Genomic DNA, 21,340 nt, shown 5'->3' with positions numbered 1-21,340 from the left:
TGAGTCGGCTGTCCCTAATAAAAAAACAGACTTTCGTCTGTTTTAAATTATTTTGGTTTGACAACAAGATTTACAATTTTGTTTTTGATAACAATCTCTTTAACGACTGTCATGCCTTCAAGATTTTTTTGAACCTGAGCTTGTTCATAAACACGCGCTTTCAGTTCATCTTCAGGTAAATTATTGGGTGCAATAAATTTAGCACGCACTTTACCATTAATTTGCACAACAATTTCTAATTCATCAAGAACAAGTTTACTTGGATCGAATGTTGGCCAAGGTTCATAACTAATATCGCCATGTCCTGCAACAATTTCATACAATTCTTCACCTAAATGTGGTGCAAAACATGCCAGCATTTTTATGAATCCTAGTGCATAGTCTTTATAAAGTGTTTCTGCTTTATATGCTTCATTTACAAAAATCATCAATTGAGAAATAGCTGTATTCATACCAAACGATTCAATATCGTGTGTTACTTTTTGAACTGTTTGGTTATAAACAAAATCAAGAGCCCCATCATTTGTATCTACAATTTTGTCGGATTCAACCATAAGTCGGTATACACGATCTAACCACTTACGAATACCATCAAGTCCACGTGTACTCCACGCAATCGCGCCATCAAGTGGTCCCATAAACATTTCATAGACACGTAGCGCATCCGCACCATGACTTTCCACGATGTCATCGGGATTCACAACGTTACCGCGTGATTTACTCATTTTCTCATTATTATCACCGAGAATCATTCCTTGGTGGTAAAGCTTACCAAATGGTTCTTTCGTATCCACAACACCTAAATCAAAGAGAACTTTGTGCCAGAAGCGTGCATAAAGAAGGTGGAGTACTGCATGTTCAGAACCACCCATATAAAGATCAACAGGCATCCAATGTTTTAGAAGTTCTGGATCACCAATTGCATCATTATTTTCGGGATCAATGTAACGTAAGTAATACCAGCAAGAACCCGCCCATTGTGGCATTGTATTCGTTTCTCGACGGCCTTTAGTACCATCAGCAAATGTAACATCCAACCAATCACCTGCATTCGCAAGAGGGGATTGTCCATCACTTGCTGGTTTATAGTTTTCCACTTCGGGTAGTTCTAATGGCAATTCATCCAATTCAACGGTACGCATCGTACCATCTTCTAAATGAACAATAGGGATTGGCTCTCCCCAATATCGTTGTCTTGAGAATAGCCAATCACGGAGTTTATAGGTAGTCTTAGGCTCCCCATAACCATTATCAACTAACCATTTTTGCATAACTTCAATAGCTTCTTCTTTACCCATACCATCCATAAATCCTGAATTAATGTGAACGCCATCGCCGGTGAATGCTTCAACAGCAATATCGCCACCTTCAAGGACCGGTATGATTTCTAAGTCATATTTTTTAGCAAATTCATAATCGCGAGTATCATGTGCTGGAACCGCCATTATCGCACCTGTTCCATAAGCTGCAAGAACATAATCTGCGATATAGATTGGCACGCGCTTACCATTCACAGGATTAATTGCGTAAGCCCCGGTGAAGACACCTGATTTTTCTTTATTAAGCTCAGTACGTTCTAAATCTGATTTATGCAATACTTTTTCAACATAAGCATTTACTGCATCAATATTCTCTGTGGTTGTAATTTCCTTAACAAAAGGATGTTCTGGAGCAAGAACACAGTATGTATTCCCAAAGAGCGTATCCGCACGTGTTGTAAATACTGTAAATTCTTTATCGTGACCATCGATTTTAAAAATTACATTTGAACCTTCTGAACGACCAATCCAGTTTATTTGCATTTCTTTGGTGGAATCTGGCCATTCAACTAAATCCAAATCTTCAAGTAATCGATCTGCGTATTCTGTGATCTTCAAAACCCATTGACGCATCGGCATGCGAATTACATCAAAACCACCGACTTCACTTTTACCATCAATGACTTCCTCGTTCGCAAGAACCGTACCCAATTCTGGGCAGAAGTTTACAGGCTTTTCATCAACATAAGCTAGACCCATGTCATAAAGCTTGGTGAAAATCCATTGTGTCCATTTATAATAACTAGGGTCAGTTGTTGAAATTTCACGACTCCAGTCATACGACAGACCCAAACTTTTAATTTGATCTGTAAAATGAGCGATGTTTTGTTTTGTAAATTCATTTGGATGATTTCCTGTTTTAAGTGCAAACTGTTCAGCTGGAAGACCAAAAGCATCCCAACCCATCGGGTGCAACACGTTAAAACCCTTCATTCGTTTATATCGCGCAATAACATCAGTTGCAGTGTATCCTCGGGGATGACCTACATGAAGTCCATTTCCAGATGGATATGGAAACATATCTAAGACATAATATTTTGGCAAGTCAAAGTTATGAACATCGGTTTTAAACGTTTCGTGTTCATCCCAATATTTTTGCCATTTTTTCTCAATTTTTAAATGGTTATACATCATTTTTCCTCCTATAACATAAAAAAAAGTACCTACAAAGGACGAATTGCTCGCGGTACCACCTTAATTCCTATCGATATTCGACAGACTCTCAATCCTTTAACGCAGGGGACGTAATTTCCTACTAATTCAGAAATTATGCTCAAAGATGAGTTCGAAAATCGCCATACACTGATTCACACCATCCATCAGTTCTCTTTGCTATCTTGATTCACTACTATTTCTTATCATCGCTTTCTTCAATAATAGTGGAAAAACCTTCAAAAGTCAATCAATCCCAGTCGATCGTAACGATAAAAAAAGGCGCTTTCACGCCTCTTCAGCTTCGGATGCTTGCTTAACTATTGCCATAAGTACAACATTAGCGACAATAAGTCCGGCAGCCAGTAAAAATGGTGGTTTTTGATTTGCTTTATCTATAGCCTTTTGAACTGTTTTTTTCATACGCATCTCCTTATCGTTTTAATCTGGATTCTAATTTATCTAAATGATACACATCCCACAGATTAATGCGTTTAGTCCCAGCGTACTGCTGAGCTTTATTCGTAAAGGTTTCATTTGTTACGACGATTCCAATTTTTGCTTTATGGAATACCAATGCTGATGCCAGTTCAGATATCGATTCTGTCCCAACTTCATTCGTACTGAACACAAGTTTGAATGCGCATCGCATACCATCTTTATTCGCCAATACATTGACACCATGTGCATATTTTTTATCCGGTTGTTCGATGGTTTCATAGCCCAATAAAGGTAAAAGATTCAGAAAATAATTCAAAAATTCTGCCTGATTACGCACTTCTAAAACATGTGCTGGAACTTTAGATTTAAATAACGACTTAAAGAAACCCATATTCAACGCCACCTTTCATTAATCGATAATGAGCCCTAAATATCCAATGAGTGCACTCGCTTGATCCGCTCGAATACGCATCCCCTTAATCAACCCGGGTGTATATACAATTGTATCAAACGTACAAGATGTTAGATCTAAATTATTACAACGTGTATCTGTTAGATTTAATCCCGTTAGTTCACAATCCTTAAATTTCATATTTTTATACTTCGCCATCATTAAAGATGATTCATTGAGACGACATGTTTCAAACACAACATTCTCAAAACTTGATTGCGACAAATTCATAAAATTCATCATTGTATCCTTAAACAAAACGTCTTTAACTTTACTATCATATATTTCACTTGCCATAAGTTTACAAGCCCTGAATTCACAACGATATAAATAGCTTTTTTGAAGCGATTGATTACTCAAATCACATCGATCAAAAATAACATCTAGAAACTCTGCACGATCACAAGCATCAATTTCAAATTCACATTTACTAAACATAACTTGTTCACACTTAACAAGCGCATGATCTTGATAGATGAGACAGGATTCATACCGTGTATTTGGCTCAATCTCAGAAATAAGAACCCTTGATTCTGTAATTACTGTTTCTTCAATAAAATGAGGTCGTTTCATATTGTCTCTTTTCTATAAATGGCAAGGCCGAATTCCAGGCCAACCGTTAACTGTGAGTAAGCATGAAGGCGCTGAATATTCGCCTCGGGTGTTCTATGTGCATAAGGGGTCATGGCAAAGATATTTAAAATATCTTCCGTAGAAGCAAGGTCAATTGGACCTTTAATCTGCATTACATCTAATAATTGAAAGCCTTCATACATTTTGACATCAACTTCATTTTCATAAGGTTCGTCATATACAATTTCTTTTAAAGCCATCAAGTGTTTACCCAGGGGAAAAGCTTGTATAAATATCCCCTCTTTTTCTAAAACACGATGGATTTCTTCAATTTTAAAAGGTGCAAAAACTGAGAGACAGCCATCAAATGCTTCATCCATTACCGGTAAATCATACGTGCTTCCCACCGCTAACTTTAAATTCGGATTACGTTTTGAACCAAAATCCACTGCATTTTTGGAAATATCAATCCCGTAAATAATCCGATTCTTTTGGATCAATGATTCCGTATACCAGCATTCACCACAACCTGCATCCAAAATTCGGTTACAATTATATTTTTCGAATACATTCATGATTTGATCCAATAAAATCTTATAATAACCTTTTTCTAAAAAATCATGACGTGCTCGAACCATCGCTTTATCATCACCGTGCTGCTTTGTTTTCTCTTTTTGAGACATGAGTAGGTTTACATATCCACTCTTTGCTTTATCAAATTGATGTCCCTTTATACAGGTGTATGTTTGTCCCTGTTCTTCCAAATTTTGCCCACAGTTCGGACATTTAAAATATGTCATAACATTCCCTACCTTACTTTAGAATAATTATACCACAGCCATTCGATTTTTATACAAACATACTTAACATATATCGCAACTATGTTTATCTTGCATTTTTTTAAAAAAGTTCTATAATTTAAGGGACTAAGGAGGTCACTATGAAAAAAACGCTACTTGCCCTGCTCGTTTCAATTTTCGTGCTCACAGGTTGTTCTTCTAATAATTTGATGAAAGATTATGAGGGTTTTACCAAGAAGGATCACCATTATGTTACAACCGACGCTGAGACGATCATTAAGAGCTTAGAAGATTCTAAAGAAGGCATCTATTATATAGGTTATGCCGATTGTCCATGGTGTGTTGCTCTGATTCCAGAAATGGAAGCTGTTGTTACAGAATTGGAAGCAAGTTATAAAGAACAAGGTCTTAACCTTAAACCAGAAATTACGGTTTTAGATGTTCAAAGTGCTGAATACAGCGAGAACGAAGATTTAAAGAAACGCTTATCCGATTGGGATAAACAACTCCCTGAAGCGCAACGATCAAATGGTTATGTTCCCTTTGTAGTTGCAATTGATAAAGATGGAAAAATTCAAACACATTTAGGAACTGTTGAAAATCACAAACCTCCAGTAAAACTTACTGAAAATCAAACTAAATTCTTACACCTACGTCTAAGAAATATGTTTGAAGGTATTGATGCTCATCGTCAATAAAACATTTTTAATAAAAGGATACCTATAGCATTAAAACGTGCTTTGATATAAGCAAAGATATAAAACAAAAAATTATTTTGGATACGTTTGGAATTATTTCTACAAACGTATCTTTTTTTTGTTCTATCACAGCTTAATGTATCAATTACATTAAGTTCTTGCTTTCCATCATAAACTATTTCTGCATTATCTATAAAAAAACTCCAAAAGTTAATAACTTTGGAGTTTTAATCATCAATCTAATTATTTTTATTTAATTGGTTTGTGTACAAACCACCAGTCAAGATACTCTGTATCGCCTTCATTTGCTTGAGCTTTACGTTTTTCTGCATCAGCAATGGTTGATGCTGGTGGTACAATTCCATGATCGCCAATAAATTCATTATTTGGCCAGTTTTCAGGGATTGCAACACTATATTTATCAGCCGTTTGAAGTGCTTTAGTAGCACGTAAGATTTCATCAATACTACGTCCTACTTCTTGTGGATAATACATTGTAAGTCTTAAAATACCTTTGTCATCAACAATAAAGACTGCACGTACTGTGTTTGTTCCCATTGCTGAGTGTAACATTCCAAGTTGTGATGCAGCACGACCTAATTCGTCTGCAATAATTGGGAATGGAATTTTAACATTTGCATGTTCGTCAATCCACTCAATCCATTTCATATGTGCATGAACACCATCAATAGATAAACCAATTAATTCTGCTCCAATCGCTTTAAACTCATCAGCAGCTTTTGCGAAGCCGATGAATTCTGTTGTACATACTGGAGTAAAGTCACTTGGGTGACTGAAAAGTACGAACCATTTTCCTTCATACGCATCCGGTAAAGTCATTTGACCTTGTGTCGTTTTTACATTTAATGTAGGGAATTTTTCTCCCAATAGTGGGAATGAACTGTTGTTTTCCATATATATATCCTCCTAATATAGGGCACTTGCCTTATATCTCTATTATAGTGATAATGATTATCATTGTCAATGTAATCTGCGTGATATTTTAAAAGCAATTTATGGTATGCTTATGCTATAGTTATAGAGATTGAGGAAGCCTATGCCAAAGATAATACATAATATTGAAGAAGAAATTTTTACCAGTGCGGAGCATCTTTTTTATTTGCACGATTACGAAGACGTGAGCATGAAAATGATTGCCAAAGAAGCAAATATTGCGGTTGGAACGCTTTATAATTATTATCGTGATAAAGCATCGCTCTATGCAGTCGTTGTACATAAAAGTTGGGCAAATACTTTCACAAGAATCAAGAACTGCATTACGACTGAGGTATCTTTTGATGATAAATTTCGACGTCGTTTAGAGGTTCTCTATTTCGATTCAGAAAAACGACACGGTCTGGGTGTTCACTTTAAGCGGGTACGTGGAATGAATGCAGAAAATTTGGAAAATCTACAAGGTTTTGTTCTAACTAATATCAAAGAAGTATTCAAGGATATGTCAATTGCAAATCCTTGGGCTTTTGATAAAGAAATAATTACTAAACTCATTTATTCGCTCTTATCAAATCTATCTTTTTTAATCGAAAACTACCCTACTTCACAACAAGAGAACATTGATTTTTTATATCACTCTCTTATTGCTTTTTTTCAATAAAAAGCCCGGATTTTTTTTGAGTAACAATTAAGCACCCCCGCGGGTGCTTTTATTATGTCTAAACTAAGATAATATATATCGTATCCTCAACGACAACACGTTAACTCGTGTTTATAAAAACCCGATATAATCACCGTAGCGATATTTTTTATAATAAGTTCTGTTCTATTTATTATCTTTTATTGACAAAAAAACCGCACATTATTTTGCGGTTTAGTATTCAAATTTAAAAGTTAATTACATTTTTATAAAGCGTTGGATCAATTTGCTCTTGCTCCTCTAACATGACCAGCATCTTTTGCATATTTTCTGTAAAGTGTGGCATCGGAAGACATTGTCGTTTCCCTTCGTGATACACTTCGTAGCAAATATACATAAGATCTGACATGTTATTATTGCGCTTCATGGATTCACGCGCAATCCGGCTAGTTTTAAATTTAACCTTCATGCCCCACCCCGAGATTGCAGCAGGAAACTTGTACGGTAAAATTTCTTGTTTAAAGTGATTCATATTAATCCCTCGGCCCCGCGCAATCAAAAGCGTTTCACGTATTGTACGAATGCAATGAGCGAGAGCTTTACTATTTGTCATTACATATTCAACCGAAGCACCCGGAAAACTGAGATTCCCGTAGCGTGCAACAGTTGAAACAATCGCGGCACTCATTGCCATACGAACCCACATCCACTCCAACATATCATGAGGTATTTCAAAAGATAAATCACAGCTTTTAAAAAGTGACATCATTAAATTATAGTTAGGAATACGTGCATGTGTCTTCGATTCAATCATGACATACTCATTGACTACAGCCGTTAAAATACCTTTTTCATCCATCGATCCCCCACCCACTGGATAACCGAGAATATAATTATAAAATCCCATAATCTCATCCAATCGCTTATGATCGGTCCAAACACCTGTAAATAGTAATACCGTTCCATGAATTTTCGCATCACGAAGGCAGTCCATCGCTGCTTTTAATTGCCCCGATGAGACACTGACAAAAATAAAATCGTATTCTTTTTTGGTCGCTGCTTTTATATCGTAATCATAAGAAAGTTCTTTTCCTTTAGGATTTAATCTTCCATCTAATAAGTCAACATGAACACGACTGACATGTTCTTTTCCTGTTCGAAGAAAATGTTCTACATTATGACCAGCGCGCGAAAACAATGATCCGTAAAGCGTTCCAATCGTTCCCAATCCTAGAATTAAAATGTCCATGAGCTATCCTCTCACTTCCTATTATCTCTATTTTAAACGATTTCGCTTTTATTTTCACCTTTCTTATCGTTTTCGCATCCGATTATAGTTCCGATAGAAACGTTGATAACGTCTTCTCGAGATTGGAAGTCGCGTACCATCATTTAAAAAGAGCAGACTTGATGAGACCGCACGCACATGATTTAAGTTAACCATAATCCCTCGGTAACAGTGCTCAAAATTAAATTGTGATAACATTTTTTCCCAAATTGAAAAAATACGACTACTGTAAAACCGTCCTTCTTTCGTTACAACGGCTATCTTACGTCCCTCGGTTTCTACATAATAGATATCATCCATATAAAATTTTCGTGACGGTTTTCCATCAAGTACAATTCCATCTGACCATGGACGGTGTTCTTGTATGATTGTAATTAAACAGTCATACAGTTTTCTAGGACATAATGGAACGTGGTACGTATATCTGAGTTTATTATCAGCTTCTGGTACGTCAAGATAAATAATATGTTGGTCAAGTCCAATTTCTTTTTCTTGTGATTTGCTACTATCTGCAATCACAATTTGATAATGTGGATCAATTGTTCGCACAGAATCAGCTACAATTGGCAATAATACAATTTCTTTACACTGTGAAACAACTTTTTTCGCTAATTCACGATGTGTTTCCGATTTCATACATATGGCAATAAATATCACTTCAATCACCTCATATCTTTCTCCACAAATTTATCGAATGTACATTCTCTTGTAAATGTTGTTTGCTTAAGTGGTATTTATATGCACAAGTGGTATTTTTAATTAAACGTCTTTCGAAATATTGCCTAATCATTCAACTTGACATATCACGACTACAAATGTAATCTATATTTAGAGGTGATTGGATGAAACAAACAAATACCGTATCTGACGCAGAATGGGAAGTGCTTCGCGTTTTATGGACTTTAGATTCCGCGACAAGTCGCGAAGTATCGGAACATTTTAAACAGATTAAGAATTGGGAACCCGCTACAACAAAAACACTTATCAGTCGACTTGTGAAAAAAGGCTTTGTCACAGCCGACAAAGATGATAAAGCCTATATTTATCGTCCAGTTGTATCTGAAAAAGAAGGAACTCATAAACGTATTTTTGAGGCCTTTGACTCGATCTGTGCTCAAGAAATCGGAAATACACTGAATAAAATACTACAGCATTATGACCTATCACACGCTGATAAACAACAGCTATTAGAAACCTTAAATCATAAAAATACGGTTGATGTTGTTGCATGTAATTGTGTATCTACATGTCAGTGTGAGAATGATATGTGTTCTTGCAAGAAAGCATAAATTGCTTTCTTTTTTTATTCTTAAGAGAGTCTTAATAGGTTTTAGTCTTAATCTTTCATATAATAGACGTGAAAGGGGATCCTATGAAAAAATTTAAAATAATGGATACACTCAAAAAAAGCTTTGTTCAGATTAAAGACGATACATTCCGATACGTTTTAATTGTCATTCTTGCTGAATCGATGTCACTCCTCTTGATTAAACAAATTGCTGACCGTGTGTTCAAAATCGCGCTTTTTAGAGCTAATATTAACGGTATTACAAATGAGAATTTTGGTGCACTGATAAAGAGTCCAACCGCACTCATATTTCTAGTTCTAAGCATCATCTTAATCGCGGTTTTTATTCTATTCCAGCTTACAGTGATTATTAAATTTGCGAATCGACCTTATGAAGCGAAGACGATGAAAAAAGAAGATTTTATGAAACCGCTAAAAAAAATATTTTCCTCGCAAATTATACTAATCCTCATTTATATTTTCCTTATAATGCCCAATGCGAATATTGGCCTTACAACAAACATCACTTCTAATGTTCATTTACCCCGTTTTGTTGTGGATGCCGTTTTAGAAAATCCAATTGGTTTAATTGCCTATACAATTGCTATCATTGTCGCATTTATACTAAATATTAAACTTTTTTTCACTCCTGTTATTTTTATCATTGAAGACGATCTCACGTTTATCGAATCCGCAAAACAAAGTTGGGCATTAACGAAAAAGCATAGTTTTAAAATATTCCAACTTGTCATGGTGATTGCACTTTTAACGACGCTCATTACCGTAGTAGGGGTTTTTATTCTTTCGTTACCCATGGCTCTAATTTCGGAAACGAATGTTCAAGGGATGAAAATTGTGGGTACCTTATCGGTCACACTCATTTTCTTCTTTGTCGCATTCATTATCTCTTACTCAAGTATATTCACCCTTCAAGCAACCGTTGTTGCTTACCATGAAATCCGAGACGAAAAACCTTTAACACGTGAAAAAAACTTCACTCCAAAAAAACATCATTTACTTGTTAACATAGGAATGATTGTGGCCTTTGTATTGTTCGGTCTTAATATCTATTTCAATACACCCAGTGATGCCTTAACTTCCACAACAAAAGTAGTATCACACCGTGGCGAATCTGTTCGAGCGATTGAAAACACTTTGGAATCATTACAACTCGCAAACACCTATAATCCTGATTATGTAGAAATGGATATTCAAATGACACAGGATGGGAAACTCGTGGTCTTTCACGACAATACTTTAAAACGCCTGAGTAACCAAAGTGATAATATTCATCTCCTTACCCTTGAAGAAGTTCAAGCCGTCACCTTGTCACATAACGGTCATGAAAGTCACATCCCCACCTTTGATGAATATGTCGCTGAAGCAAAACGCCTCAATCAACCGTTAATGGTTGAACTTAAAACATCCAAATATGATCAGGATGGTTTTATTGATCAAATGATCGCAACTTTAGATAAATATGAAATGCGTGATGTTACTGCATTCCAATCTCTAGATAAAACAGCCATTCTCAAATTAAAAGAATTGTATCCAGATACTTATACGGGATATATATTAGGTTTAAGTATTGGAGGACTGGAACGTATGAATGTTGATTTTTATTCGATTGAAGACTCTTCAATTTCATCTCGAACACTCAATGACATTGAAAAATATAATAAAGATTTATATGTTTGGACCGTAAACGAGGAAGATCGTATGGACTTATACCTAACGATGCAAGTAGAGGGTATCATTACCGATAATGTGCTCACAGCCCAACGTGTCATCGAAGATTTAAAAGCTGCGACACCGTTTGATCGTATTTATAAAGAAATGATTGGTTCACTCAACTAAATGTCTCCAAATCTCGTATTGCTTATTAAGTGTCAAAAGCACACTAAAAGAACAAATTCATTAACTTAAGTTCTTTCAATAGAATGTGAAAGTCTTTAAACTAAGTACGAGAGGATGATTTAGCATGAAGAAAAATTATATTATTGTTTTACTTATCGTTACAAATTTATGTGCGTTCGGTTATATTGGTTGGAAACATTCTCAACCGGTACCCTATAAATCGGAGCTGCGCGTATTTGTAGAGGAAATCGCTCGCATTACTGGCGAAACCCCTGATGATATTAAAAATGAAATTCGAACACTTGCAAAAGATAATAACTTGAATAAGATGGAGGCTGCCCAAATTCGCTTGCGTGATGCCATCTTATCTCAAAATGAACACAAGCTTTTTCAAGACTAAGGACCGCTATAAGCGGTCCTTTTTAAGTTCATTCATTGTTAAACGTAAAGCGCCAGCAATCGTTGCTGCATTATTGCGAGGTTGACCAAAGTGATGCGTCACCTGCTCCATTTGTTGAAGAAAAGCGTTTTGAAAATCATCTGAATTCAAAACTTCTGCTTCAATCGTCTCAGCATAAATATACGTATACTCACGAAGTCCTTGCTCAAACCAATATACCTTATCCGAACTGACTGCATAAGCTTTTAACCAGTCCCAGATAATCTGTTCATCATTCACATTGGGATTATCAATGTGACAATGTTTACAAAGCAATACAAAATTTGACGGGGTGTCCATCCCACCTAATGAATCCGCAAGAATATGACAACGGTCTAACCGTTTCTTGACACCGCAACGCCAACAATGAGTTCCCGCTTGCTGGGAAGTAATGGTTAATCCGAGTGCATCAATATGACTTGCCCAGTACGTAGCGATTTCTTGTTTGGTAGTTTTAATACGTTTTGTCATTTTTCCCTCCACTAAAAATAACACAGAATTCTGTGTTATTTTTTCATTGCTTCAATTGCTTTTTCTAATTTCTCGTGGGGATCTTCCCAGCCTTTAGGTTTAATGGTTTTTCCATCTTCATTGTAGTGTGGCTTACCGTCTTCCCATAATTTGCTCATATTTGCATGTTGAACAATTTCAAATAGCGGTTCCGGTTCAATACCCATCTCCACAAGTGTTCCTAAGGCAAAGTAAATAGTATCAATCATTGCATCGGCCTGTTCAACGATGTCTTCGGCTTCGATAAATTCATTAATCTCTTCTAACATCCAAGCATAGCGTTTCGCTGCACGTTCTGCATCCATCATTACTGGTTCATCTTTAACTGGATGTCCAAATTTTTCATGAAACTCTTTAACTGCATTAAATTCTTTATTCATTCCCATAATAAACTCCTTTGTAGTCTTTGTTTGCTACACCTATCATATCAAAATACCGCGTCTTCGTCATTAAGTGTAACTTGTAAATCGATATCCTAAGCCACCTTTAAAAAATGCATTACATGAATCGAACACGGATTTTTGGCGTTCATTGATGTTTGAAGCATATAGCTTGTTACCCCAGGATAGACGGGCAAGTCAATATCTCCTTGATGGTCTGGAGTATAAATACAATCGTCACCCAAATGTCTTACATAAATAAACCCAGGTCCTGAGTCCGCAACCCCTGTTACATCTAAATCATATTCTTACGCATTAACCTTATAATATCCATTCTTATTATACGAATTCGTTTTTTCTTTCTTATCCAAATTATCATCCACCTGTATACGCTTTCAAATTGATTATACGCAAGTGCCATCACATTCGCAATCGTTTCATAATACTTGGTCCTTTTTTACATTAAAATTACTATTTTCCAAACAAATAAAGCATCTGTCCAAGATGCTTTTTAATAATTTGCTGACGCGATGCATCACTTTTTGAAGTGATAGGACCCTATTTAGAGAGTTTTTTTATAAAAAGGATTTCCAGCGCTTCTTCTTCGAAGCATAAACTGCCTGCGTCTTTGTATTCCAATTTTCGATAAAAATGTTGGGCAGACTCATTCGATAAGGTTGAAGTCATCACGGTATCAAAACCCCTGTTCGTCATTTCGAGTTCCCAAAATTGCACCAGTCGCTTCCCAATCCCTTGATTTCGATAGGACTCCGTCAAATAAAGCATATTCATAAAGGGAATCTGATCCCAAAAATAACTGTATCGCAACCACCCAATGATTTCATTATTTGGATTTTTAGCCACAATTATTTCTTTCTCCCTGAGTTTATTTTTAATAAGTTGCTTCGACACATGTTTATCGTTTTCAGATAAGAAATGTACGTCCGATTCAGTAGCATATTCTATTTTCATAAAATCTCTCTTTCTAAAAATATTGAAACATTCAATGATTCATTAGAAATAATTTATTGATTTCTTTGAAGCATAACGATGGTCTCTACATGTTTTGAGATGAGTGGATAGCTGTCAAAGGAAAATTTCCATTTTACTTTTCTGCTAAATTTTCTTTGAGCGAACATATCCACTGAGGGCTTTTGTATGAGGGAACATATCAACTCTTTTACTGTTTAATTTATACATACAAGTGAAGATTTTAGAAGGTGGTTAATCCGCTTTGCTTTCTGGTAAATAATATACTTTTCCATCCTTCGCAATTAACTGCACATCTTCAAGATATAATTCTGATTGTTCGTATTTAAAACTACTGCCATTACCATAGCTTTGTTCATCTATTATATTTGCTACGCTCTTATCAATTGTACGAAAATTCAACTCATTTCTTATTAAGCCTGGAAAGAAGTGAATTACTCTGTCAAATCCATCTCTCTTGCGGCGAGTTTCATCTATATCAATGTTCAACCTTTTTGCGGCATCTTGATGCCAATTAGTGAGCCTTGTTTGTGTATCAATAACCTGCTGTCTGAATACAGGAAGCAGAGCCACACACTGCTCCCGAGAAACAGCACCAAGATGCAGTGTATATCTTAGGTCAGAAATCTTATACATCACATCTAGTAAGGACTTTTGATACAAATACCAATTCTGAGCCTCATTTAATTCTCTTTCATAAGTCTTGTAATCAATATCTTTCTTTTTCGCATATCCAGCAAGTGTCAGATTAGCCTGTCCTAAAAGTTGAGTACACTCTTCTTCCAAGCTATCAAGCTGAGAAATTTTACTAAGTCGCAACTCATTGTTTTCAAGGATTTCAACTTGAAAGTCTGCTATCGTCTTAACATGGGCTATAAGTGAAAATACTCTACTACGGTACTCATTGTCCTGAAAATCTGAAACCTTAGATATGCTTTCGCTTATTAAGCCAAGCTCAGCATTAATTTGGGTCATGTAATACTGGCCAACAACCATCGATGCTACTCCCATAGCCGTAGCTGCGGTATTGGCTACAACGGCCGTTCCTTTTTGAGCCTCAATTGCTACTAAATTTGCATGACCTTTAATACCGTCTGCACCATGATATATACCTCGAACAGCATTTTCCATTGCATTCGAGTTAGTGAGTTTTGCACCTGCTGGAATTATAGCTCTATATAAAACCTCACTATTTGCTTGTACTGCTTGAATCGCATTATTAGCAGTATTTCCTACTTGTGCTAATTCTGGGACAAGATTGTTTACATGTGCCAGAACTTTACTGCTTTTAATTTCAACTAATCTACTCTCATCAATTATAGATCCAACTGGAAGCATCTCCATTTGGATTGCAAGTCCATCTGGTTTATCTGCCTTATTAATGGGGGAACTAAACGGTGAAATGCCCGAAACAATCGTGCGATTTTCTAGTTTTTTATTATCTGCTCTCTTTTTCATGAATATCGCTAGAAAGACGCTAGCAATAACTACGATGCAGATTCCAATTAATATGTATTCCATATAATGTTAACCTCCCACAATTAACTCCATGTCTTAGTCTTAAGTAGTTCAGCGATATCCTCAGTTTCAGGTAATTGCTCAGTTTCAAGAATTTGCGTTAAATCAAATACCCTCGTTCCCATAGGAGCCCTCGGTGTGATTTTCTTGAAATCAGTCTCATAGAATTTTTCAACAAAGAAGTATCTGTGCTTACTACTTTTTATATCATATCCATGTTGAACACCATCAATAATTGCATCTGCAATTTTCTGTTTTCTTTCGTCGGTCAATTCGCCAAACTCCACTTCATATTGCATACCATTATCAGTATCTACAGCCGTGATACGAGCACTAATCTTGCCAACCGCACGTACGCTTTTATTTTTATACAAGCTCAAATAATCGTGTGCGCGAAAACCACGCTCAGCATTATCATAGTAAATATCCTGACTTACATTAAAATCTAGTGTTGTTCCTGCCAATTGCATCCTCATAAATTTCCATGAATCTGAAACAGCAATGAGGCCATCGTTATAGCAGTAATTCAGATAATCATCCAAAACCTCCTGCATTTCGTAATCCCTATCATCAATTACTTCCTGTATTGCATTTACTATACCTTCAAATGTTGTATTGATATGAATTACTGGTTTACTTTGCGCAGAGTTATATTCCTTTAATTGTTGTTCAAAAATCTTCTTTTTATCTTCTGCCATTAACTCAGGGGCTAGAGTAATCATTACCTTATACTTCTCATCACCAAAGGAATTCAAATGTCTCATAAGTTGTTCAGAATAAAACCAGTCAGACATTTTTGTTTCAACAACAATCTTAAAGCTTTCCTGTGTTATGGTCGCATCAGGAATACTATCAACACTCTTCTCTTGTAAGTTAAATACGATTTCTGGCTCAAAGGAATCAGAGAAAAATTCCGACTTTAAAAAGCGAAAAAACTTATCAGAGGAATATTGATATAGGCGAGATAACAGCAACATCGTATTTGCCGTAGCTACATTTTCTTTTGCATGATATCTCTGAAAATAGTGAATTTTCATTTCTGCTTGTCTCCTCTCTTTTTCTTTCCATAATTTTTTGGAAAGTAATCCTTCCCAAGTAGCCAAACATACTGATCAATTTGCTTTAGGTTATATTTATCTAAGCCATAGAAGGCACGGAAATCTATCAGTATACCTTTGAATTTAACATAGTCCTTCAATTCGCCATCTTGAAAATCCGAGAAGTTATCACGATTTCTAAAATACCGAAGCACCTCATCTACATAGCTATCATAAATCGGATAATCAAGTGGATTGTGATGGCTACAATACTTTGAAGCAAATGAGTAAAAATTCTTCAATGTATCCCCGATATTTACATATTGGATATCTCCAACCAGGGTAACATCACCAGCTTTAAGTCTCATATCGATATCCAGAGCGCATATATGTTTAGCCACCGGGTAGATTGAGAAAATGTTAGTACTATAAAAATCATTAAGCGTTGATGCCTTTAATAGAATATCGATAACGTCTGTATTCATAGGGCATAGCTCAAAGAACAGTTTATTAAGTGCATCCTCCTGCAGGTGGTAGTTCTCAAGGCCGTCCCACTTTGTAAGATAAATCTCAACCTGCTCGATTGAAGGATTAGGAACGTCAATGTCCATTTTCTTTTTACGAGTATATGCACGGTAAGCATACTTTTCCTGCGTAGGCGCAGATGGCTCGGCAGTTCCATCAGAAGCTAAAAACATTCGAAACCTTCTAAGGTGAGACAAGTAACTATTAGCAAGTGATTTAGCATTACCGGTCGAGTTCTCAGAAAGAGCCTTTATTAACTCGTATTTTGCTATATCCTCAAAATCAGTATCAGTCACTGCTTTCCAGAACAGGTCTTTGCTTCCTTTCCTCCAAAGGTAGAAGGTATCTGTATAAGCAGTATTAATTGTTAATTGCGAAATGTTCTGGCTATGTAGGAAGTTCCAGTACAATGCACGCAGCTCATCATAAGGTAAAGCTTTCATTTTGTTTATATACAATTTTATCCCCCCTTTACTCAATATTATTTAATCTATCAAGCCACTTCAATATGCAGCCACTTTTGAAGAAATCTAATAATGCACCATCGCAAAAGCGTTCTGATCTAACAGCACCCATAATAAGCGCAAGCACACACTGTGCATTCAAACTTGAAATATCAGCATTCTTCATAGATTCTGAATCCCATTCAAGTCCGTTATCTTTGAGAATATCTTCATAACGGGTAAGCTCCATATCTTTATTGCTTTCTTCAAAGGCATAAACATCATCGATAAAGTTATCTACCATTTCGGAATAATCTACAAAAGGCATCTGTATCGGATGTTCCAGTGTTCCATCGTATTCATTATCAATCGCCCATTCACCAATGCTATCCGCCTGAATTATAGGTATGTATTTTGACAAAATATCGAATTCACTCATCCTAACCCTCCTCGGTGACATCAATGCCAAATAGTCTCTGAAACTTATCAAAGTTATAAGGGTAAGAGTTATCGCCATCAAATCTTACTGGCTTATGGCCATTACTATATTCAAATTCCAACTCCCACTGTGTTCCATCAAGTACCATGTATCCGAAGCGTTTAGTAGAATATTCCCTGCGCCACTCACCAATATACAGATCTTTAAGTGCAGCAATGTAGCTATTCTTTGTAAATGGCTCCTCATTATCATCCAATAATAAAAGTGGTTCTTCATCTTCCCATAACTTTGTATATGCTTTCATTTCTTCGGATAACTCTACAATATAGGTGCTATAACCGCCAAAGTAACCACCAATGTTAAAGGTGATCTTGCAGATAGCATTTATGTTCGCATCAAAGTCGGCTGCCTTTTCTTCAGACTTTTATAAAGTATATGTTCCGCCAGCCTCAACATAGGCTTGCTTGGCTATATCCAAATATTCACGGCTCCAATAAATGCGGGTATCTTCACTTGGATGAATAACAGTTTTCATGCCATCATACGGGTTTTCCATAGAATTTTTGAGGTGACCTATTTCTTGCTTAAGTCCTCGGATGGAGGTCATTATTTCTTCTTTTGTTTTTCCTTTGAGATACTCTTCATAGTAACTTTCCGGACTAATCATCATATTAGACCGCCACCTTTATTCGTTAGATATTTTTATTTCATCTCCATCTGGTAAAATAAATGCCTGCACAAACTTGACACCTAGCACATCAGCGATGGCTTTCAACTCATCTAAGGTTACCGTTTCTCGTTGTAATTTCTTATTGAAATTCTGTGGAGTCTGTCCAATACGTCTAGCAAGTTCGGAAACACTTATATTCATTTGCTCACACAGTTCTTTAATCATTTTTGCCGTAGTCATACAGCACCTCCAAGTTTACGCTAACAACATTATAAACCGTTTGGTTGATAAATACAATAATTATTAAAATATTATTATAATCAGCAAGCAAAAGAAAATCCACAACTCTATTTCAGAGTCATGGGCTATTTACTTCTGGTTTTCATATTTCAATTTCAATACCAGATTTAAAGGCTATGACAAAATGGTCTTCATAGACTGTAACGCTCTGGATTATCTTCCTCACTAGCTTATCATCATATTCTAAGGTTCGGAATTTGTTCTTGCGGATAAACTCAATCAACTCATTGATTCGTTCGTTCTCTCCACTGAGGGAGGCATCCTCTACCAAAAGAGTCTGACGCTTATCTCGTAGTTTATCAATCTCCTCTGCCATGTGTTCATAGTCTTGGCCTTTATTGGCCAGCTTGATGAGTTCTTTTTGTTTTTCCTCTAGTAAGTTGTTAATCTCTGAAATTTGGTATTCTGTGGTTTCACCAATCACAGCATGAATGTTTTCTCCCAGTGTTTTTATCATATTGTTACCATCTGCAAGTAGCTTATTAATTGCGGTCATGGCAGCGCCATAGAGTTCATCTTCTTTTACGGTTCGGTTCTTACAAACTTCAGAACCTTGCTCGCTTCTAGTCACGCATCGCCGGACAAATTCTTTTCTACCATGAATATTCCAATAGGTTCTCCTATAAATATCGCCACAACCTCCACAGAAGGTAATGGCACTCAAAGCGTACTTGCTACTATAAAATTCGTTTGTTCTTGCCTTCTCCTGTGTAGATATTGCTTCTTCGATGAATCTCTTCCTGCACCTGCAAAAATAACTCTTTAGGAATAATCGCCTCATGGCTATTTTCAACATAATACTGGGGAAGATGACCTTCATTCTTAACTCGTTTCTTGGTTAGAAAATCTACAGTAACAGTCTTTTGTAAGAGGGCATCTCCGATGTATTTTTCATTTTGGAGGATTTTTTTTACTGATTCCGGTCGCCATCTTGGTTTTCCTGCTGCTGTTAAAATATCGTCTTCTTCAAGACCTCGGCCAAATTCATCTGTTCCCAAGGCAATCCGTCTCTTGCATCGATTCCATCACGGTGCTTATTAAAAGCAATAGATTCTAGTTCTGAATCGTTGCGGATGATGAGAACGATATTGTCCAAGGTGTCTTTAATCTTTCCTTGCTTATCCAGTTCAAGTGCTGTCTGCCAATTATCCTCCGTAAAATCAATCGTAGCCTGTTCCATCCGCTCTTTCGTAAACTGGGCTTTTACTTTATCGTCTTGGGTGGCAAATTCGCACATGTTGATAAAGGATGGGATTTTGCTTGGAGGTGTGCTTTCTGTCGCTCGATCATCTAAATGACCAAATCGATGGATGCGAACAAGGTCAAAAGCATTAAGCAGTCTCCCACTTGCAGGATCTGTTGCATAATGGGAATAGGCAAATTTATCATCATAGAGGATGACACCAACACTGGAATCTGCAGGAATATAGTCATAGCGACCAGTCATTGCTGAAGGCTCGTATATATCCTTTAAGAACGTATCGATTGCAGTGCTTACTGAGTAGCTACGACAAAAAGTACCGATAACACCTTCTTTAGAAATCGGATCGGATTATTCTTTTAATGAGCGATTAATAACTTCTGACTGCCTGGAGGATACGGGCCAAGTACTGGTGTCTCGCCAATCATAGTATTTATTTAGAAACATATCAGGATCAAGGAGCGAGCCATCTTTTTCCTCATACACAAAAATACCGTTTCTTGTAGTAGACGGAAAATACATTAATCGTTCAGGTTCATAGGTCGTATCATCAAAAAGGTCGATGCGGATTTCTTTTGCGACCATGCGACTAACAGCAGCATACTCTTCCTCTCCCACATCACGAAAGAGAGGAATGATCATCCTTAGTCTTGGATTTTCCGGAGTATGCTTATGAGTAGAATAAATACAATACTGATAAGGGAAGAAGGTAGAGATTTCTTCCCAGATAGTACTTGTGCCATAATCCATATCCAGCGTGAGAATAGAACGAGATAGAACATTTCCTTTTTTGCGTCTACCATCTTTTAAGTGGCCACCAACAAAACCGCCGACATCTTTAATGGAATCCTGACCGCCTTTTCTCATTTTTCGTTATTCTTCTACGGTTTCAGTAGTACGCTGCGTGGTCTTAACACGGAAGCAGAAGTCCTTCCAACTAATGTCTGTGTTTTTCCATTTCTTATCCATTCGGCTGTTGCCGTATGCTATCTTCATAGAATCTCTACCTCCTCAAAATACTGATTAAAATATCTGACCGGCTGTCTGCGCTTCTTTGCTTTTTGAATTTCAATACTCATGCCTCTTGAGATCACATCACCTAGCACCCAGACCTCTTGGCATTTGCCCATCAGGATAATATCCATAAAAATAGCGAGCTCACGTTCTTTCTCATTGCTGTCATCCATAAACTGTGGAAATAAAAGGTGAGGAGCAAGCGGAATATTGCCCTTATCTAAAGCAAAACGGCAAAATGCTCGTGTGAGCTTATTGTTGTTTTCTATATCGCAACTAAAGGGAGAGCAAATATAGACAAGGGGCTTAAAGGCAGCTTTTGCTGCTGCCTTTTCCTCACGGATTATATTACTAAGTGCTTCATGGGGAGTAGGATCATAATAACCCTCTGCATTTTTCATATTGGTTCCCAT

General features: G+C 36.6%; 28 protein-coding genes and 1 other annotated feature. Of the genes, 5 read left to right on the top strand and 23 right to left on the bottom strand.

Features of this window, described 5'->3' with window-relative positions; translation table 11 throughout:
* Positions 1-47: 47 nt before the first annotated feature.
* The 5 genes from leuS to B096_RS0106370 form a co-directional block, all read right to left on the bottom strand.
* Entirely contained in the window at positions 48-2,453 is a 2,406-nt protein-coding gene (gene leuS / locus B096_RS0106390) for a leucine--tRNA ligase (protein ID WP_026254139.1), read from the bottom strand.
* Between the two features lie 31 nt (positions 2,454-2,484).
* Positions 2,485-2,690, bottom strand: a binding site (T-box leader).
* 69 nt (positions 2,691-2,759) lie between these two features.
* Entirely contained in the window at positions 2,760-2,894 is a 135-nt protein-coding gene (locus tag B096_RS10225; RefSeq protein WP_018579923.1) for a hypothetical protein, read from the bottom strand.
* Between the two features lie 10 nt (positions 2,895-2,904).
* On the bottom strand, positions 2,905-3,303 hold the full coding sequence (locus B096_RS0106380; protein WP_018579922.1) for a restriction endonuclease: 399 nt from the start codon (positions 3,301-3,303) through the stop codon (positions 2,905-2,907).
* Positions 3,304-3,321: 18 nt separating this feature from the next.
* The gene (locus B096_RS0106375; protein WP_018579921.1) at positions 3,322-3,936 is read right to left on the bottom strand and encodes a pentapeptide repeat-containing protein; all 615 of its coding nucleotides are present in this window, start codon (positions 3,934-3,936) and stop codon (positions 3,322-3,324) included.
* Positions 3,933-4,736 (bottom strand): putative RNA methyltransferase, encoded by an 804-nt coding sequence (locus B096_RS0106370; RefSeq protein WP_018579920.1) that lies wholly within the window; start codon positions 4,734-4,736, stop codon positions 3,933-3,935. Before B096_RS0106370 ends, B096_RS0106375 begins: the two co-directional genes overlap by 4 nt.
* A 140-nt stretch (positions 4,737-4,876) precedes the next feature.
* Between B096_RS0106370 and B096_RS0106365 the strand changes: the two genes are divergently transcribed.
* A complete protein-coding gene (locus B096_RS0106365) occupies positions 4,877-5,434 on the top strand; it encodes a thioredoxin (RefSeq protein WP_018579919.1) in 558 nt (185 codons plus the stop codon).
* A 249-nt stretch (positions 5,435-5,683) separates the two neighbouring features.
* Here B096_RS0106365 and B096_RS0106360 read toward each other — a convergent pair whose 3' ends face one another.
* Positions 5,684-6,349: a peroxiredoxin gene (locus B096_RS0106360; RefSeq protein WP_018579918.1), complete on the bottom strand. Its 666-nt coding sequence runs from the start codon at positions 6,347-6,349 to the stop codon at positions 5,684-5,686.
* Between the two features lie 142 nt (positions 6,350-6,491).
* Between B096_RS0106360 and B096_RS0106355 the strand changes: the two genes are divergently transcribed.
* Positions 6,492-7,049 (top strand): TetR/AcrR family transcriptional regulator, encoded by a 558-nt coding sequence (locus tag B096_RS0106355; RefSeq protein WP_018579917.1) that lies wholly within the window; start codon positions 6,492-6,494, stop codon positions 7,047-7,049.
* Between the two features lie 226 nt (positions 7,050-7,275).
* Here B096_RS0106355 and B096_RS0106350 read toward each other — a convergent pair whose 3' ends face one another.
* Together B096_RS0106350 and B096_RS0106345 are read right to left on the bottom strand one after the other, a co-directional pair.
* The gene (locus tag B096_RS0106350; protein ID WP_018579916.1) at positions 7,276-8,277 is read right to left on the bottom strand and encodes a ketopantoate reductase family protein; all 1,002 of its coding nucleotides are present in this window, start codon (positions 8,275-8,277) and stop codon (positions 7,276-7,278) included.
* A 63-nt stretch (positions 8,278-8,340) separates the two neighbouring features.
* Positions 8,341-8,952 carry a LytR/AlgR family response regulator transcription factor gene (locus B096_RS0106345; RefSeq protein ID WP_018579915.1) on the bottom strand — a complete coding sequence of 204 codons (612 nt, stop codon included), beginning with the start codon at positions 8,950-8,952 and terminating at the stop codon, positions 8,341-8,343.
* Between the two features lie 206 nt (positions 8,953-9,158).
* Between B096_RS0106345 and B096_RS0106340 the strand changes: the two genes are divergently transcribed.
* The 3 genes from B096_RS0106340 (at position 9,159) to B096_RS0106330 (ending at position 11,861) form a co-directional block, all read left to right on the top strand.
* Complete coding sequence (locus B096_RS0106340) at positions 9,159-9,605, top strand: CopY/TcrY family copper transport repressor (protein WP_018579914.1); 447 nt, start codon at positions 9,159-9,161, stop codon at positions 9,603-9,605.
* A gap of 83 nt (positions 9,606-9,688) precedes the next feature.
* Complete coding sequence (locus B096_RS0106335) at positions 9,689-11,461, top strand: glycerophosphoryl diester phosphodiesterase membrane domain-containing protein (RefSeq protein WP_018579913.1); 1,773 nt, start codon at positions 9,689-9,691, stop codon at positions 11,459-11,461.
* A gap of 124 nt (positions 11,462-11,585) precedes the next feature.
* Positions 11,586-11,861, top strand: a complete 276-nt coding sequence (locus tag B096_RS0106330) for a hypothetical protein (RefSeq protein ID WP_018579912.1) — start codon at positions 11,586-11,588, stop codon at positions 11,859-11,861.
* Positions 11,862-11,867: 6 nt separating this feature from the next.
* Here B096_RS0106330 and B096_RS0106325 read toward each other — a convergent pair whose 3' ends face one another.
* The 15 genes from B096_RS0106325 to B096_RS0106260 form a co-directional block, all read right to left on the bottom strand.
* Positions 11,868-12,371 carry an HNH endonuclease gene (locus B096_RS0106325; RefSeq protein WP_018579911.1) on the bottom strand — a complete coding sequence of 168 codons (504 nt, stop codon included), beginning with the start codon at positions 12,369-12,371 and terminating at the stop codon, positions 11,868-11,870.
* A 35-nt stretch (positions 12,372-12,406) separates the two neighbouring features.
* Positions 12,407-12,796: a pyrophosphohydrolase domain-containing protein gene (locus B096_RS0106320; protein WP_018579910.1), complete on the bottom strand. Its 390-nt coding sequence runs from the start codon at positions 12,794-12,796 to the stop codon at positions 12,407-12,409.
* 552 nt (positions 12,797-13,348) lie between these two features.
* The gene (locus tag B096_RS0106315; RefSeq protein WP_018579909.1) at positions 13,349-13,762 is read right to left on the bottom strand and encodes a GNAT family N-acetyltransferase; all 414 of its coding nucleotides are present in this window, start codon (positions 13,760-13,762) and stop codon (positions 13,349-13,351) included.
* Positions 13,763-14,014: 252 nt separating this feature from the next.
* Positions 14,015-15,301: a hypothetical protein gene (locus tag B096_RS0106310; RefSeq protein WP_018579908.1), complete on the bottom strand. Its 1,287-nt coding sequence runs from the start codon at positions 15,299-15,301 to the stop codon at positions 14,015-14,017.
* 20 nt (positions 15,302-15,321) lie between these two features.
* Positions 15,322-16,335, bottom strand: coding sequence for a hypothetical protein (locus B096_RS0106305; RefSeq protein ID WP_018579907.1), 1,014 nt, complete (start codon positions 16,333-16,335; stop codon positions 15,322-15,324).
* Positions 16,332-17,303: a hypothetical protein gene (locus B096_RS10195; protein WP_026254137.1), complete on the bottom strand. Its 972-nt coding sequence runs from the start codon at positions 17,301-17,303 to the stop codon at positions 16,332-16,334. Before B096_RS10195 ends, B096_RS0106305 begins: the two co-directional genes overlap by 4 nt.
* A 28-nt stretch (positions 17,304-17,331) precedes the next feature.
* Positions 17,332-17,742: a DUF6508 domain-containing protein gene (locus tag B096_RS0106295; RefSeq protein WP_018579905.1), complete on the bottom strand. Its 411-nt coding sequence runs from the start codon at positions 17,740-17,742 to the stop codon at positions 17,332-17,334.
* Between the two features lies 1 nt (position 17,743).
* A complete protein-coding gene (locus B096_RS10000) occupies positions 17,744-18,046 on the bottom strand; it encodes a hypothetical protein (protein WP_018579904.1) in 303 nt (100 codons plus the stop codon).
* Between the two features lie 120 nt (positions 18,047-18,166).
* Positions 18,167-18,412 (bottom strand): hypothetical protein, encoded by a 246-nt coding sequence (locus B096_RS09995; protein WP_018579903.1) that lies wholly within the window; start codon positions 18,410-18,412, stop codon positions 18,167-18,169.
* A gap of 15 nt (positions 18,413-18,427) precedes the next feature.
* Positions 18,428-18,652 carry a helix-turn-helix domain-containing protein gene (locus B096_RS0106280; RefSeq protein WP_018579902.1) on the bottom strand — a complete coding sequence of 75 codons (225 nt, stop codon included), beginning with the start codon at positions 18,650-18,652 and terminating at the stop codon, positions 18,428-18,430.
* Positions 18,653-18,794: 142 nt separating this feature from the next.
* Positions 18,795-19,493: a recombinase zinc ribbon domain-containing protein gene (locus B096_RS09660; protein WP_244264588.1), complete on the bottom strand. Its 699-nt coding sequence runs from the start codon at positions 19,491-19,493 to the stop codon at positions 18,795-18,797.
* Positions 19,390-19,710 carry a recombinase family protein gene (locus tag B096_RS10190; RefSeq protein WP_244264577.1) on the bottom strand — a complete coding sequence of 107 codons (321 nt, stop codon included), beginning with the start codon at positions 19,708-19,710 and terminating at the stop codon, positions 19,390-19,392. The genes B096_RS09660 and B096_RS10190 overlap by 104 nt, the downstream gene beginning before the upstream one ends.
* On the bottom strand, positions 19,662-20,159 hold the full coding sequence (locus B096_RS10080; protein ID WP_208853746.1) for a hypothetical protein: 498 nt from the start codon (positions 20,157-20,159) through the stop codon (positions 19,662-19,664). Before B096_RS10080 ends, B096_RS10190 begins: the two co-directional genes overlap by 49 nt.
* 105 nt (positions 20,160-20,264) lie before the next feature.
* Entirely contained in the window at positions 20,265-20,780 is a 516-nt protein-coding gene (locus B096_RS10075) for a hypothetical protein (protein ID WP_026254135.1), read from the bottom strand.
* Between the two features lie 125 nt (positions 20,781-20,905).
* Positions 20,906-21,340 (bottom strand): DUF7768 domain-containing protein, encoded by a 435-nt coding sequence (locus tag B096_RS0106260; protein WP_018579901.1) that lies wholly within the window; start codon positions 21,338-21,340, stop codon positions 20,906-20,908.

This window comes from Erysipelothrix tonsillarum DSM 14972, assembly GCF_000373785.1.
GTDB classification, from domain to species: domain Bacteria; phylum Bacillota_I; class Bacilli_A; order Erysipelotrichales; family Erysipelotrichaceae; genus Erysipelothrix; species Erysipelothrix tonsillarum.
Note: the sequence above shows the minus strand (reverse complement) of the source record. Positions and strands in the feature narration are given on the sequence as shown.